General features: G+C 36.2%; 8 protein-coding genes. All 8 read left to right on the top strand.

Features of this window, described 5'->3' with window-relative positions; translation table 11 throughout:
- Positions 1-2 precede the first annotated feature (2 nt).
- The 8 genes from JS605_RS04215 (at position 3) to sov (ending at position 17,303) form a co-directional block, all read left to right on the top strand.
- Positions 3-2,630, top strand: a complete 2,628-nt coding sequence (locus tag JS605_RS04215) for a TonB-dependent receptor (protein WP_203256406.1) — start codon at positions 3-5, stop codon at positions 2,628-2,630.
- Between the two features lie 96 nt (positions 2,631-2,726).
- On the top strand, positions 2,727-3,089 hold the full coding sequence (locus JS605_RS04210) for a glutaredoxin family protein (protein ID WP_203256405.1): 363 nt from the start codon (positions 2,727-2,729) through the stop codon (positions 3,087-3,089).
- A 1-nt stretch (position 3,090) separates the two neighbouring features.
- Positions 3,091-4,443 (top strand): MFS transporter, encoded by a 1,353-nt coding sequence (locus JS605_RS04205; RefSeq protein ID WP_203256404.1) that lies wholly within the window; start codon positions 3,091-3,093, stop codon positions 4,441-4,443.
- Positions 4,444-4,461: 18 nt separating this feature from the next.
- The gene (locus tag JS605_RS04200; RefSeq protein ID WP_239000247.1) at positions 4,462-5,400 is read left to right on the top strand and encodes a carbohydrate kinase family protein; all 939 of its coding nucleotides are present in this window, start codon (positions 4,462-4,464) and stop codon (positions 5,398-5,400) included.
- 9 nt (positions 5,401-5,409) lie between these two features.
- Positions 5,410-6,972: a sucrose phosphorylase gene (gtfA, locus tag JS605_RS04195; protein ID WP_203256403.1), complete on the top strand. Its 1,563-nt coding sequence runs from the start codon at positions 5,410-5,412 to the stop codon at positions 6,970-6,972.
- Positions 6,973-7,075: 103 nt separating this feature from the next.
- The gene (locus JS605_RS04190) at positions 7,076-9,370 is read left to right on the top strand and encodes an NADP-dependent malic enzyme (RefSeq protein WP_203256402.1); all 2,295 of its coding nucleotides are present in this window, start codon (positions 7,076-7,078) and stop codon (positions 9,368-9,370) included.
- Positions 9,371-9,425: 55 nt separating this feature from the next.
- The gene (gene ruvA, locus JS605_RS04185; protein ID WP_203256401.1) at positions 9,426-10,007 is read left to right on the top strand and encodes a Holliday junction branch migration protein RuvA; all 582 of its coding nucleotides are present in this window, start codon (positions 9,426-9,428) and stop codon (positions 10,005-10,007) included.
- Positions 10,008-10,013: 6 nt separating this feature from the next.
- Positions 10,014-17,303: a T9SS outer membrane translocon Sov/SprA gene (sov, locus tag JS605_RS04180; RefSeq protein ID WP_203256400.1), complete on the top strand. Its 7,290-nt coding sequence runs from the start codon at positions 10,014-10,016 to the stop codon at positions 17,301-17,303.
- The last annotated feature ends 94 nt before the right edge of the window (positions 17,304-17,397 follow it).

Genomic DNA, 17,397 nt, shown 5'->3' with positions numbered 1-17,397 from the left:
AAATGAATGCAATTAAAAAAAGTACGTTTTTATTAGTATTGATGTTGTTTTCAACAAGTGCATTAATTGCACAATCAATATCAGGAAACGTTAAAGACGAAGCAGGAGTGCCATTGCCAGGTGTAAATGTTATTTTAGAAGGTACTACTAAAGGAGCAGTTACAGATTTTGATGGAAATTATACTATTAATGATATCGAAAATGGCGATTACACATTATCTGCTACATTTTTAGGCTACGCAAAGTTTTCGCAACAGGTTGCTGTACAAGGTAATGCTATTACAGTAGATGTTATTATGAAAGAAGATGCTCAATCTTTAGATCAAATTATTGTAACAGGTGTTGTTAACCCTAAATCTAAAATAGAATCTAGTGTATCTGTTTCAACTATGGATGTAGAGTTAATAGAACAAGCTGCGCCAAGGAGTTCTGGTGAACTTTTTAGAAATATTCCAGGTATTCGCGCAGAATCTTCTGGAGGTGAGGGTAACGCCAATTTTAATGTTCGTGGTGTGCCAATTTCTTCAGGGGGATCAAGATATTTTCAAATTCAAGAAGATGGGTTGCCATTAAATTTATTTGGAGATACGTCTTTTGGAAACGCCGATAATTTTTTAAGAATAGATTCTAATATAGGAAGAGTTGAAGCTATAAGAGGTGGTTCTGCATCTACGCAAACATCTAATGGGCCAGCAGGTATCATCAACATGATTAGTAAAACAGGAGCTACGGAGGGAGGTTCTTTAGGGACAACTTTTGGGTTAGACTATCAAACCAGTAGATTGGATTTTGAGTATGGCGCACCATTAGAAAATGGCATGTCGTATCACTTTGGAGGTTTTATTAGAACAGGCGAAGGACCTAGAGATATAGGATATCAAGGTAATAAAGGAGGACAGTTTAAGGCAAACCTTACTAAAAGATTTGATGCAGGTTATGTGCGCGTGTACGCAAAACTATTAAACGATAGATCTGTGATGTATTTGCCAATGCCCATGTTATTGGAAGGAAATAATGATGACCCAACATTTTCAAACCTACCAGGTTTTGATATTACTAGTGATTCTCAACACTCGGCTTATTTGCAACAAAGTGCTGGTACAAATCCTTTTGATGGAGGAGGAAGACATGTAAATGATGTTAGAAATGGTAATAATCCTGTGTCTAAATCATTAGGTACTGAGTTTTCTTTTGACTTGGGAGGAGATTGGAAAATAGCAGGTAAAGCACGTTACTCTAATAATAGTGGAGAGTGGGTGTCGCCATTTACAGCAGCTGTAGGCACGGTTTCTGAAATTGAAACTACAGCCAGAGACGCTTCAAATGCTACAGGTACTTTGGTGTATGCTGATGGTGATAGAGAAGCATTTAACCCATCAAATGGTTTGGCTCAAATAATACACATGTTTGATGTAACGGTAGATGATTTAAGTAACTTTTTTAGTGATGTAAAAATCTCAAAAAAATTAAGTGATAATGTTGGCGTAACTGCAGGACTGTTTACGGCTACTCAAAACACAAAAATAGGATGGCAATGGAGTTCATTTATTTCTGAAGTTAAAGGTGGTGGAGAAGCAAGATTGGCGGATTTTGATGGTTTCTCAAGAAACGGACAATACTCTTATGGTACGCCAGTATGGGGTAATTGTTGCCAGCGTAGATATAATACTGTACACAATGTGAATTCGCCGTATGTAGGTGTTGATGCAGAGATAACTGAAAAATTAAATTTTGATGGAAGTATCCGTTTTGAAAACGTAAATGTAAACGGTACAATAGCTAGCGGCCCTACAAGTCAAGAGGCTTACGATTATGATGGTAATGGTACAATAGAAGGAATAGAGCAAGTGGTACCAGTAATTGCAGGTAATGCTGGGCAAATAGTAAACGACGATTATAACTTTGTGTCTTTCTCAGCAGGTTTAAATTATAAATTGAATCAAGGGTCAGCTGTATTTGCAAGATATAGTTCTGGTGCTTCAGGAAGGGCTCCAGATAGAAATAACTATGGTACAGATGGTAAGGCAGATGTGCAGTACGATGAAGTATCACAATTAGAAGTTGGTTTCAAGAAAAGATTAAACAATGGGGTGCTTAACCTTACAGGATTTATGAGTAATACCGATGAAGGGTTGAGTAATGAATTAAACAGATCTGTAGGTAATCCATTTAAAGCCTTAGGTCTTGAAGCTGAAACAGCACTTGCCTTTGGAGAAAACTTCAACTTTAATGGTTCGTTTACTTGGACAAAAGCCGAAATAGATGGAGGAGACAATAAAGGTAATAAACCAAGAAGACAAGCAGATTTGGTGTACAACTTATCGCCATCGTATAATTTTGGGGAGAACAGCAAGCATGGTATAGCATTAAGCATATTAGGTACAACAAAATCTTATGCACAAGATGATAACGACTTGGTAATGCCAGCTTATGCATACTTTAACTTAATAGGCAGAGCAGGTTTAACAGAAGGGCTTTCACTTGTATTGAGTGTAAACAATCTCTTTGATACAGTTGGTATCACAGAGGTTGAAGGAAATGGAGATGGCGCTTTTGGCTCAAATCGTTTAGTAAGAGCCAGATCAATTAGTGGACGTTCTACTACGTTATCATTACAGTATAAATTTTAAAAGGATTAGTTTAGTTTGATTTGCGGTTGTTAATAAAAGAGTTGGGGTTAAACAAGGTCCAACTCTTTTTATCATCAAAAACGAAACAGTTACAATATGAGAGATTATATTCTATGTGTAGTATTTAGCTTAACTTTTGGTTTCGTAAGTTTTAGTCAAGCTAAGCATTCAGATAAAGAGGTAATAAAATCGAATAAAGTGATAGTGTATGGCAGTGATACGTGCCATTATTGTACAGATACTAAAGTATTTTTAAAAGAACAGCATGTAGAATTTGTGTATTATGATGTAGATGTGCGTCTAGAAAAGCAAAAAGAGATGGTGGAAAAATTACAAAATGCAGGAATACCTCTAGATGCTATATCGCTTCCCGTAGTAGATGTATATGGAAGCTTAAAAATGAACGATGTAACTAATTTTGAAGGCTTTCTAAAAAGTTTAATAGAAAAAACGAAATAAGATGAAAATAGCAAAACCAAAATTATCCTTTTGGCAGATTTTTAATATGAATGTCGGCTTTCTGGGGATTCAGTATAGTTTTGGTTTACAACAAACAGCTGTAAATCCTATTTTTTCATTTTTAGGCGCAGAGCACGACCAGTTACCATTATTAAATTTAGCTGGCCCTGTAACAGGTTTAATTATACAACCTATTATTGGAGCAATTTCAGATAAAACATGGTCGCCACGATGGGGAAGACGTAAGCCTTTCTTTTTAATAGGAGCTTTGTTGGGAAGCTTATGTTTATTCGCTTTTCCGTTTAGTCCAGTATTATGGTTTGCGGTAGGGTTACTGTGGATTTTGGATGTAGGGAACAACATGGCAATGGAGCCATACCGCGCTTTTGTGGGCGATAAATTACCAAATAGTCAATTAAGTTTTGGCTACCAAATGCAAAGTTTATTTGTTGGAGCAGGTATCGTATTGGCAAATGCATCGATTTTTCTGTTTCAAGACTGGTTTGGTGGTACTGAAGAAGTTACCGAAAGTGTAACTTCTATACCAAAATGGTTATACTATTCCTTTTTTATAGGAGCTGTTTTGTCTATTTCAACCATACTTTGGTCGGTATTGAAAACACCAGAAATACCACCATCAGATAAAGAGTTAGAAGACATTAAAAGGCATAACAATTTATCGCTTTCCGAAAGGATAAAAACACCATTTCTAGAAATTGTTGACGCTATAAAGGAGATGCCCAAGTTTATGTGGAAATTATCAGGTGTGTATTTATTTCAGTGGTACGCTTTATTTGTGTATTGGCAGTTTATAGCACCTATGTTTAAAGAAAGTATGGGGTTTAATAGTTCTGAAGCATTAAGTCAAGCAGCGAAAATGAATACCACATACAATATATCAACAATAATTTTTGCGCTAGCCCTAGTGCCATTAGCTTTAAAATTTGGCGGAAAAAAAGTATATGTGTTTAGTCTGTTTTTAACAGGAATGGCAATGCTAAGTATTCCATACATTCAAGATTCGCTTTTGGTAATCTTACCTATGATATTATTTGGTATTGGTTGGGCTGCAATGATGGGTATTCCGTACGCTATGGTGTCTAAAATAGTGCCGCAAGAACGGCGAGGTGTGTATATGGGTATTTTAAATATGATGATTGTAATTCCAATGGGAATCCAAACGGTAACATTTGGCCCCATAGTAAAACATCTACTAGATAATAGTGCGGTTAAAGCTATAGTATTTGGCGGGGTGTTTTTTATAATAGCAGGAATTTTAGCGTTGAGGTTAAAGCAGCCAAAATCTACTGAAGGAGATGAAGGTATAGTTGTATCTGGAGGGAGTGGGCATTAATTTTTGAAAAAAATAATTTTGAAAGAGAATATAAGAGATATAGACATTCTATGTGTTGGAGAGGTACTTGTAGATTTTATAGGGCACCAAACAGGAGTGCTTATCAATAATACAAGAGACTATCATAGGTATTTAGGGGGTTCGCCAGCTAATGTAGCTATGAATTCAGCGAGATTAGGTTTGCAGTCCGTTTTAGTGGCAACAGTTGGTAATGATGGTTTTGGGGAGTATATTTTTGAGCGACTTACGGGTGTTGGTGTGAACACGAGTTACATTGAAACAATTAACGATAAACCTACAAGTGTTGTGTTTGTGTCAAAAACCGATAGTACACCAGATTTTATACCTTTTAGAAAAGCAGATGCTTATATAACTGAACATCAAATCTCGGCAGATTTACTTTCAAAAACCAACATATTTCACACCACATGTTTTGCTTTAAGTAAAAAACCTGCGCAAACAACGATATTAAAAAAGGCTGAAGAAGCGTTCAATTTAGGTTGTAAATTAAGTATCGATGTTAATTATGCTGAAAAATTATGGAACAGCCAAGAAGAAGCCATTAAGGTAATAAAATCGTACTGTAAATTTAATCCCTTAGTAAAGGTTAGTGAAGACGACATGTTAAGACTGTTTGGGCAACAACTTCCGCATGAGGATATTTTTAATTTCTTTCATTCAGAAGGGGTTGATACGATATGTTTAACCCTAGGGAGTAAAGGTGTAAAATTATCAGAAAAAGGGAGCGGTATTATCCAATTACCAGCTATACAAATAGATGTTGTGCAAGATGCAACGGGAGCAGGAGATGCATTTTGGTCTGGGTTTTTATTTGCTTATATAAAAAAACGCCCTATTGAAAAATGTTTAGAAGTAGCTCTACAGCTGGCAGCGTTAAAACTTCAAAATGTGGGAAGACTACCAGACAACATTAATATTTTATCAGAACTTTTATAAAATTAATCGATGTTAAAAGACTCTAATATCACAAACGGTGTTATGCTCAATGCATACCCAGATAGTATTGGTAGAACACTTACAGATACCATTAATATGCTTAAACGTCCAGAGTTTAAAGATGTGTTTTCGTTATTTTACATATTGCCAACATTCTTTAATAGTGATTTAGACAGGGGATTTTCTATAATTGATTATAATCGTAATGAAGAATTAGTGTCAAAATCTGATTTGGAAGATTTAGAGCAACTCAATATTCAACTAAAGTTGGATATTGTATTAAATCACTTATCGGTGGCATCCCCTCAATTTAAAGACCTGCTTAAAAACGGAAATCAATCAAAATACAAGGATTTTTTTATCAACTGGAATACCTTTTGGAAGGGTAATGGTACTATGGGAGAGGATGGCATAGTCATTCCTAAAAAAGAATTTCTAGACAAATTATTTATGCGAAAATCGGGGTTGCCAGTTTTAAAAGTGTCTTTTCCTGATGGATCAGAAGAGCCTTATTGGAATACGTTTTACCAAAAAATAAATCCAGATAACAGTGTTTTAGGGCAGATGGATGTTAACGCAACGTCTCAACTGGTTTGGGATTTTTACAAGGACACCCTGCAAAAAGTTAGTAGTTACGGGTGCAAAATATTGCGACTGGATGCTTTTGCATATTTGCATAAAGCTGTAGGAGCATCAAACTTTTTTAATAAACCAGGAACTTGGGATTATCTTGAGCGTATCAAGCAAATTGCAGATAAAAATAATTTAACGCTTTTACCAGAAATACATGCAGAATATGGTACATATTTGCATGATGAGGTAGCAAAAAAAGGATACCAAATATATGATTTTTTTCTACCGGGTTTAATGATTCATACTATCGAAAAAAAAGATAACACGGCGTTGTTAAACTGGGCTAACGAGATTATTATTAAAGGCTATAAAACAGTGAATATGTTAGGGTGCCATGATGGTATCCCCGTTTTAGATTTAAAAGGGAAAGAGTTAGATGGTACATACTATAAGGGGTTGTTGTTAGATGAAGATATAGAAGATATCATGAATATTATTATTGAACGGGGAGGCAGAGTTAAAAATTTATACGGCCCAGACGGTAAAAAAATATCCTATTATCAAGTTAATGCTACGTTTTTCAGTGCATTAGGGGAAGATGAACAAAAATTATTATTAGCAAGAGCTATTCAAATATTTATGCCAGGAATACCACAGGTTTGGTACCTGGATGTTTTCGCAGGTAAAAATGATTATAAAGCTGCGGATAATGCCGGCAGTGGCGGACATAAAGAAATTAATAGAACAACGCTTTCAGTAAAAGATATAGAAGAAGGGATTAAAAAAGATGTGGTTTTAAATCAGTTAAAATTGTTGAGGTTAAGAAATACATCAAAATCATTTTCAGGGTCTGTGCAAATCAATATGTCTTCACACAAAATTATCGATATCAAATGGGTTAATAAAAATGAGTTTGCCCACCTTAAGGCAAATCTTAACACATGTAACTTCACAATAGATTACACCGAATCAGGAGAAAGTAAATTTTATGCTTTCTAAGTTGTATTTTTTAGGTTTAAAAAGAAACATCAATTTCTTAAAAGATTAGGCGTTTACTTCGTAGGATTGTTATATTTGTTGGTTTAGTTGACAATCCATTATTATGAGCGAAGAAAGTAAGAGAAGAGAGGCACTGATATACCACGCAAAACCCACTCCTGGAAAAATAAAAGTAGTTCCTACCAAGAAATATGCAAGTCAGAGAGATTTATCATTAGCCTATTCTCCTGGAGTAGCTGAGCCCTGTTTAGAGATTGAAAAAGATAAGAACAATGCCTACCGTTACACAGCAAAAGGAAACTTAGTAGCAGTAATTTCTAATGGTACGGCAGTATTAGGTCTTGGAGATATTGGTCCAGAAGCATCAAAACCCGTTATGGAAGGTAAGGGATTGCTTTTTAAGATTTTTGCAGATATTGATGTGTTTGATATAGAGGTTGATACTAAAAATGTGGATGCATTTATAGAAACCGTAAAAAATATTGCACCAACTTTTGGGGGCATAAATTTAGAGGATATCAAAGCGCCAGAAGCGTTTGAAATAGAGAAAAGGCTTAAGGAGGAATTAGATATTCCTGTAATGCACGACGACCAACATGGTACTGCAATTATATCAGCAGCAGCCTTAATAAACGCTTTAGAACTTGCCAACAAAAATATTGAAGATGTAAAAATTGTGATAAGTGGTGCTGGAGCCGCAGCAATTTCTTGTTCGCGTTTGTACCAATCCTGCGGTGCCAAGCGGGAAAATATGGTAATGCTGGATAGCAAAGGCGTTATACGTGATGATAGAGATAATTTAACATCGCAAAAAGCAGAATTCGCCACACACAGAAAAATTGATACACTAGAGGAAGCTATGGTAGATGCCGATGTGTTTATTGGGCTTTCCATGGCAGATATCCTGTCTCCCGAAATGCTCAAAACAATGGCAAAAGACCCCATAGTCTTTGCCATGGCAAATCCAGATCCAGAAATAAAATACCAACTTGCTGTAGATACTAGAGATGATATTATTATGGCTACTGGACGTAGTGATCATCCTAATCAAGTAAATAATGTGTTAGGGTTTCCATTTATCTTTAGGGGCGCATTAGATGTTCGTGCCACAGGTATAAATGAAGCAATGAAAATGGCTGCAGTAAAAGCCCTAGCAGCTTTAGCTAAAGAGCCAGTACCAGAGCAAGTAAATGTAGCTTACGAGCAAACACGTTTAGCATTTGGTAGAAAATACATCATTCCAAAACCATTCGATCCTAGACTTATCGCCGAAATTCCACCAGCAGTTGCAAAAGCAGCAATAGAAAGTGGCGTAGCGCAAACAGAAATTACCGATTGGGATAAATATAAAGATTCCCTTAGAGAGCGTTTGGGTTCTGATAATAAGTTGGTAAGGTTACTTTTAAGCCGTGCAAAACTGAATCCGAAACGTGTAGTGTATGCTGAAGCAGATCAACTAGCTGTTTTAAAAGCGGCACAAATCGCACATGAGGAAGGAATTGCGATTCCAATACTGTTGGGTAGAAAAGAGACGATTCAAGATTTAATGAAGGAAATTGATTTTGAAGCCGATGTGACTATAATCGATCCTAAAACAGAGGAAGAAAATCCAAGAAAGGATAGGTACGGACGCACATATTGGGAGCAACGCAAAAGAAGAGGCGTGACATTATATGCAGCCAAAAGACTGATGCGCGAGCGAAACTATTTTGCGGCCATGATGGTAAATGAAGGGGATGCTGACGCCTTAATTTCAGGGTATTCTAGAAACTATCCCTCAGTGGTAAAACCCATGTTGGAGCTAATAGGCATGGCTAAAGGAGCAACTAGAATTGCAACTACTAACGTGATGATGACTAAAAGAGGTCCCATGTTCTTGAGTGATACATCCATAAATATAGATCCTACAGCCAAGGATTTGGCTAAAATTGCAGTAATGACCTCTAAAGTGATAAAAACTTTTGGTTTTGAACCTGTTATGGCATTAACATCGTATTCAAATTTTGGGTCTTCGGATAATGAACGAGCTTCAAAAGTAAGAGAAGCCGTGTCTATGTTGCATCGTCATTATCCAGATTTGGTAGTAGATGGCGAGTTGCAAACCGACTTCGCTTTGAATGATGAAATGTTACGTGACCAATTCCCTTTTTCAAAATTAGTAGGTAGAAAAGTAAATAGTTTAATTTTCCCCAATTTAGATTCCGCTAACATTACCTACAAACTATTAAAAGAGTTAAACGAGGCAGATTCCATCGGGCCCATTATGATGGGTATGCGAAAACCAGTACATATATTACAGCTAGATGCCAGTGTTGACGAAATAGTGAATATGACCGCAATAGCGGTTATAGATGCTCAGAACAAAGAAATGTGGGAGCTTGAAAAAGATATTCCGTAGACCACTAAAACGTAAATAATTTCATTACATTTGGCTGGTTAAGAGCGATTTTAATATGATTACGCATATACAAGGGAAACTTATTGAGAAAAACCCAACCGATGTTGTTATAGATTGTAATGGTGTTGGGTATCTGTTAAATATTTCCTTACACACATTCTCTCAGATTCCAGATAAGGAATTCTTAAAACTGTATACACATCTACAAGTAAAAGAGGATTCGCATACACTATTTGGGTTTTCATCATTAGCAGAACGTGAAATATTCCGTCTTTTAATTTCAGTAAGTGGTATAGGTGCTAGCACTGCAAGAACAATGTTGTCTTCATTAACACCAAAACAGGTTAGAGAAGGTATTGCTTCAGGAGATGTGCCTTTAATCCAGTCCATAAAAGGTATTGGTGCAAAAACAGCACAACGTGTAATACTAGATTTAAAAGATAAAATTTTAAAGATTTACGATATAGACGAAGTTTCAGTTTCCAAAGACAATACCAATAAGAATGAAGCGTTATCTGCTTTAGAAGTTCTTGGTTTTGCAAAAAAGCAGGCGGAGCGTGTTGTGGACAAAATTATAGTCGCACAACCAGATGCTACAGTAGAAACTATTATAAAACAAGCCTTAAAAAATTTATAAGAGATTTTGAACATAACTAACCATAGCTGTAATAAATCGATTAAAACCTATGTTGCCCTAATTGCCCTCCTACTTGTATCAGTATCGGTATGGGCGCAACAACCTACACAAGATTCAACAAAAACAGGTTTTAGTTTAGGTAAAATTAAATTTCCTAAACTTAACGGAATAGAATCTAAATACACTTACGATCCAGTAACAGATAGGTACATTTACACAGAAAAAATAGGCGAGTTTAACATTAACTACCCAATTATTTTAACACCGAAGGAATTTAAGGATTTGGTGGCCAAAGAAAATTTAAAAAACTATTACAAAGAAAAAATTGATGCCTTTGATGGTAAAAAGAAAGGTGCCGAAGACGAACAGAAAAATTTGTTACCAGAGTTTTATGTAAACTCAAGTTTTTTTGAAACCATTTTTGGAGGTAATACCATAGAGGTAGTGCCACAAGGTTCTGTAGAAATGGATTTAGGTGTGTTGTTTTCAAGACAAGATAACCCATCTTTTTCTCCAAGAAACCGTAGTAATTTTACCTTTGATTTTGACCAACGTATCAGTTTAAGCCTCTTGGGTAAAGTAGGTACAAGGCTTCAAGTAAATGCCAATTACGATACACAATCTACATTCGATTTTCAAAATATCATAAAACTAGACTATACACCAACAGAAGATGATATTATTCAAAAAATAGAAGTTGGTAATGTTAACATGCCCTTAAACAGCTCTTTAATAACGGGAGCCCAGAGTTTATTTGGGGTAAAAGCACAATTGCAGTTTGGTAGAACAACGGTAACAGGAGTGTTTTCAGAGCAACAATCCCAAGGTAATACAGTAGTGGCACAAGGCGGTGGTACTTTAGAGGAGTTTGATTTCTTTATTAGGGATTACGATGAAAACCGACATTTCTTTTTAGCACAATACTTTAGGGATACCTATGATGAGGCACTTAGAAATTATCCTTTCATCAATAACAGAGGATTACAAATTACGCGTTTAGAAGTATATATTACCAACCGAAGTAATAGAACAGATAATGTTAGAAATGTGGTGGCGTTACAAGATTTAGGGGAAAGTGATAAGTTGTTTTCAGGATCAGTAAATGTTACTGCTGGCCCTGGAGCTTTTCCAGATAACGGCAATAACAATCTAGATCCAACAGCCATTGGTAATGGATCTGTTTTAACAGAAGCCATTCGTGATATTGCTACAGCACAACAGGGGTTTGGAGCCATACAAAATAATGTAAATGAAGGATCTGATTACGGGAAAATTGAAAATGCCAGAAAACTACAAAACGGACAAGAATATACCTTTAATGCAGATTTAGGATACATTTCATTAAACCAACGTTTAACAGCTGATGAGGTTTTAGCAGTAGCTTATCAATTTACAGTGGGCGGACAAGTTTACCAAGTAGGGGAATTTGCCAACGATGGTGTAAATCCTAATGAAGTTGATACCAACAATCAAGGACAAGTTACCCAAGTAACCAACAAAGCATTGGTGTTAAAAATGTTGAAGAGTAGTGTCACTAATGTACAACAACCGATTTGGGATTTAATGATGAAAAACATCTACGATACAGGTGCTTTTAATTTAAGTCCAGATGATTTTACATTGAATATATTTTATAATGAGGCATCGCCGTTAAATTTTATCTCACCCGTAGAAGGCACAACATTTCCACTATTCGATAATCATACGCCCACAACCCCAGGGGATGATAGAGAAATAGAAGAAACCACGTTAATACGATTATTTAATTGGGATAAGCTTAATTTTAACAACGACCCACAAGGCAATGGAGATGGGTTTTTCGACTTTGTACCTGGAATTACGGTACAACCGCAAAACGGAAAGATTATCTTCACTAAAGTAGAGCCTTTTGGGCGTTACTTATTCGATGTGTTGGATGATGATAACAATCCAAATAATAACGATGCGGATTATGAAGCAGATGTGTATACCAATCCAAATCAAGAAAAGTACGTTTACGATATTCTCTATAAAAGCACAAAAATTGCAGCATTAGAAGAAGCAGATAAAAACAAGTTCAAACTAAAAGGGCGTTACAGTTCTAGTGGAGGCGGAGATGGTATCCCCATTGGAGCATTTAATGTGCCAAGAGGTTCAGTAAGGGTTACAGCAGGAGGGCGTGTACTGGTTGAAGGTGTAGATTATACGGTAAATTATCAACTGGGGCGTGTGCAAATTCTAGATGAAGCCCTAAAAGCATCCAATACACCAATTCAGGTTTCTACAGAAAACAATGCAGTATTTGGCCAACAAACAAGACGTTTCACAGGGATTAATGTGGAACACAAATTCAATGATAATTTCGTAATAGCTGGTACACTTTTAAATTTAAATGAGCGCCCCATTACACAAAAAGCAAATTTTGGCTCAGAACCCATAAACAATACCATATTCGGTTTTAATGGTAACTTTTCATCAGAAGTGCCTTTCCTAACCAGAATGGTAAATAAGCTACCAAATATAGATACAGATGTGCCATCAAATATTTCGTTACGTGGAGAGTTTGCGTATTTGGCACCTGGCGCACCGAATGGTACCGATTTAAATGGAGAGGCCACCTCATATATCGATGATTTCGAGGGTACACAAAATGCCATAGATTTAAAGGCGCAACAGTCGTGGTTTTTATCAAGTAGACCTTTAGATTTAGGAGGAAATGTTCCAGGAGATGACCAAGCAGGGATCCAAAACGGTTATGGTAGAGCAATGTTAAATTGGTATACTGTTGACCCCATTTTTTATAGCGTAAGACGACCAAGTGGCGTATCAGATGAAGACCTATCTAGTTTGTATACCAGTCGTGTATTTATCAATGAATTATTTCCAGAGCAGGATTTAGTTCAAGGCCAAAATTCAATTTTATTCACATTAGATCTAGCCTATTACCCTGAAGAGCGTGGCCCTTATAACTTCAACCCAGATGTTGACACTACGCTTCCAAATAACCGTTGGGCAGGAATTACACGTCAATTAACATCAACAGATTTAGAACAAGCCAATGTAGAATATATCGAGTTTTGGTTACAAGACCCATTTCAGGAAAATCCTGCAAATCCAGGTGGTAAATTAGTATTCAACCTAGGGAATATATCGGAAGATGTCGTAAAAGACGGAAGAAAACTTTACGAAAATGGTTTGCCAGAGGATGGTAATGTTGATCTTCTACCAATTACTGCAGCAGGTGCTGTGGTACCACTCAATCAATCCTTAGTATATGCATTTGATACTACGGGGCAGGAACGTACTAACCAAGATGTAGGGTATGATGGTTATTCAGATTTAAGAGAGAAAACGCCGATAACAACAACAAGTTCTGATCCCGCAGAAATAGCTAGGATACAACAAATTAATGATATTATTCAGCCGTTTAGAAGTTTAGACGATCCAGCCAACGATAACTACACCTTCTTCCTAGATGCTGAAGGAGGTATTTTTGAACGTTATAAAAAATTCAATGGTGTAGAAGGAAATACTCCAGATGTGTTTACAGATACACAACGTGGTACCAATCCCCAGCCAGATGTAGAAGATATCAATAGAGATAATACCATGAATACTATTGATAGCTACTTTGAATATGAACTAGATATCACACCAGCTACATTAAATATCAATAATGAGTTTATTGTAGATACTAAAAATGTGGAGGCACAAAGTGAAGATAATAGGCGTTTACTTGAAAATGGAGAAGTAGTATATCCAAAATGGTACCTGTTTAGAATCCCCGTAACTAAAAGTACCAGAGCGGTAGGTGGTATAACAGATTTTAGATCAGTACGATTCGTGAGAACCTATTTAAAAGACTTTAACCAAAATACCGTATTCCGCTTTGGAACCCTAGATTTGGTAAGAAGCGATTGGAGACGTTATAACCAAACCTTACAGGCAAATAATGACGATCCCACTGATGATGATACCGATTTTTCAGTAGGTATAGTAGGGACTATTGATAATGAAGGGTCTTATGTGCGTCCTCCAGGGATTGAACCAGAGCAGTTATTCAATAATAATACAGTAGTGCGCCAAAACGAACAAGCCTTAGTCGTTAATGTGTGTGATTTAGAATCTGAAGATTCAAGAGCAGTATTTAAAAACATCAATATAGATATGCGTCAGTACAAACGCTTAAGAATGTTTTTACATGCACAGGATGATGATTACGGATTTACCGATACGAATACTGAACGTTTGGTTGGTTTCATGAGAATAGGTAACGACTTAAATGATAACTACTATCAAATTGAGATTCCGTTAGTAAAATCCCCAAATGGGTCTTTAAGACGAGAAGACGTATGGCCATTAGAAAATGAAATTAACTTATCACTTGATATTCTGGGTAAAATAAAAGCTGAAGGTATTGCAAATGGTACTTTACTTGATGGAGAACCAACATATTATGACGTTATTGGAGACAACATAGTAGAGGTTGCAAATGAACTTACAGGCTATGTTACTGGGCAACATCGTGTAGCCATAAAGGGTAATCCAAATTTCGGGGATGTTAGAACATTAATGGTTGGTGTTAAAAATGCTACAAACAGTGATGTTTGTGCCAATGTTTGGTTTAACGAATTACGTTTATCCGATTTAGATAACGAAGGCGGCTGGGCTGCAGTTTTAGCCGTAGATAGTAATGTGGCTGATTTTGCAAATGTAAGTGCCACAGGTCGTATGAGCACATCAGGTTTTGGTGGTTTAGAACAAGGCCCAAGTGAACGAGCACTTGAAGATGTACAGCAGTATGATGTAGTTACCAATATAAATGCAGGGCAGTTATTACCTAAGAAATGGGGTATACAAATCCCGTTTAATTATGCCCAAAGTGAAGAATTAATTACCCCAAAGTTCGATCAGTTTTACAAAGATTTAAAATTACAAGATCGCATTGATGCTGAAGACACCCAAGAAGGAAAAGATCGTGTAAAAGAACAATCGGAAGATTATACAAGACGTCAAAGTATCAATTTAATAGGTGTAAGAAAGAACAGGACTACCGATAAAACACCAAGGTTTTATGATGTTGAAAACTTTACGTTTAATTACTCCTATAATAAAGTGGAGCACCGTGATTTCGAAATTGAAAATTCAGTAAATAAAACCTTGAGAGCAGGTGCAAATTATGCATTCAACTTCAATCCGATTACAGTAGAACCTTTTAAAAAGAACGATTCCTTATTCACAGGGAAATACTGGAAGTTGTTAAAAGAATTTAATGTGAATTTGTTGCCTACGAGTTTTGCGGTAAATACAGATATTAACAGGCAGTTTAACCGTCAAAGATTTAGGGAAATAGATTTAACAGGAGGTAATATTGGTGTAGAAGAATTATTTCGTAGAAACTATACCTTCGATTTTCAATATACCATAAACTATAACCTAACCAAAGCCCTGCAACTTAACTTTACTGCAGCAAATAACAATATTGTTAGAAATTACTTTTTAGGAGATGATTTAATTGCAGGAGAACAAGACCCAAGATTAGATGTATGGGACGGACTTTTAGATTTTGGAGATCCCAACAGGCAAACCCAAAGTTTAGGTATCAATTACCAATTGCCTCTAAACAAAATACCAACTTTTAGCTTTATTGACGTTACCTACCAATACAACGGAGAGTTTCTTTGGCAAAAAGGCTCAGATTTTTACGAAAGACCAACGGCAGATGGTGGTATAGGTGGGCCAGCGCATACTGTACAAAATTCTAATATCCATAAACTAAACTCGAGTTTAGATATGAGGCGTCTGTACAAATATATAGGTTTAGTAAAGAAGCCAACACGTACGGTAAGAACACGTACCAGAAGCACTGGAGGCCCTCCAGGAAAGGACGAAGGCGCAGATAAGGCAAAGTCTAAACGTAAAAGTAGTAAACCAGGAACAAAACTATTAAATGCAGGAATAGATATAATTACCAGTATAAAACGTGTACAAATTGGTTACTCAGAAAATAACGGTACATTTTTACCGGGCTATACAAGAACCCCTGGTTTTGTAGGGACGTTAAAGCCATCTTTTGGATTTACTTTTGGATCACAAGCAGATATTAGACAAGAAGCAGCAAGACGTGGTTGGCTAACAACGTTTCAAGAGTTTAACCAACAATTTACACAAACCCACAGTGAGCAATTGGACATTTCAGCGAGTTTAGAACCCGTACGAGATTTAAAAATTGATATCTCTGGGAACAAAACCTATTTTGAGAATTTTGCCGAAAATTTTAGGGTAGATCCAGTAACATTAGACTATGTTAATTTAACCCCTAATACCTTTGGAAACTTCAATATCTCAACAGTTTTAATAAAAACTGCTTTTGGTAAAAGTGACGAAACAGGCTCTGATGCGTTTAACGATTTTAGAGCCAACAGACTCACAATAGCAAGACGCGTTGCCGCAGCAAGAGGTGCAGATGTAAATGATGTAGACGCAGAAGGTTTCCCAAGAGGTTTTGGTAAAAACAGTCAAGCAGTGTTATTACCAGCGTTTTTAGCAGCATATTCAGGTCAAGATGCAAATAATATAAAATTGGGTGCCTTCAGAAGTGTACCAATCCCCAACTGGGATTTAAAATATACAGGATTTATGAAATTTGCTTGGTTTAAAAAGAATTTCAGACGTTTTTCAGTAACGCATGGGTACCGTTCTAGTTATAACATCAACCAGTTTCAAACAAATTTAGACTATACAGCCCCAGATTTTAGTTTAGACTTTGATAGTCAAGATCCAGATACCAAAGATCAGTCAGACAACTTTAAAAATGAACGTTTGTTTAGTAACATCAACCTAACGGAAATGTTTAGTCCGTTAATTAGAATTGATATGGAAATGAAAAATTCCATGAAAATTTTAGCAGAGGTTAGAAAAGACAGATTATTATCCTTGAGTTTTGACAACAACTTGCTAACAGAAGTTATAGGTAATGAATATGCTATAGGATTGGGGTATCGTATAAAAGACGTACGCATTAAATCTAATTTAGCGGGGCCAAAAAAACGTATTGTAAGCGATTTAAATATGAAAGCCGATATTTCGGTTAGGGATAATAAAACCATAGTACGCTATTTAGATTTAGAGAATAACCAAGTTACCTCAGGGCAAACCATTTGGGGGCTTAAATATTCTGCAGATTATGCGTTTAGCAGAAACCTAACAGCTATTTTCTATTTTGATTATGCCTTTGCAGACTATGCTATTTCCACAGCGTTTCCACAAACCACCATACGTTCAGGATTTACCCTAAGATATAATTTTGGAAATTAATTTGGTTTCCCCATATCCACAATAGTTTCCCTCCTAATAAGAAGGGAGTAAGGGGTGTAGAACTTATAAATAAACTCCGAAAATACTTTTTACA

The organism is Hyunsoonleella ulvae (genome assembly GCF_016827605.1).
Taxonomy (GTDB): Bacteria; Bacteroidota; Bacteroidia; order Flavobacteriales; family Flavobacteriaceae; genus Jejuia; species Jejuia ulvae.
This window is presented reverse-complemented; position numbering and strand designations above follow the sequence as displayed.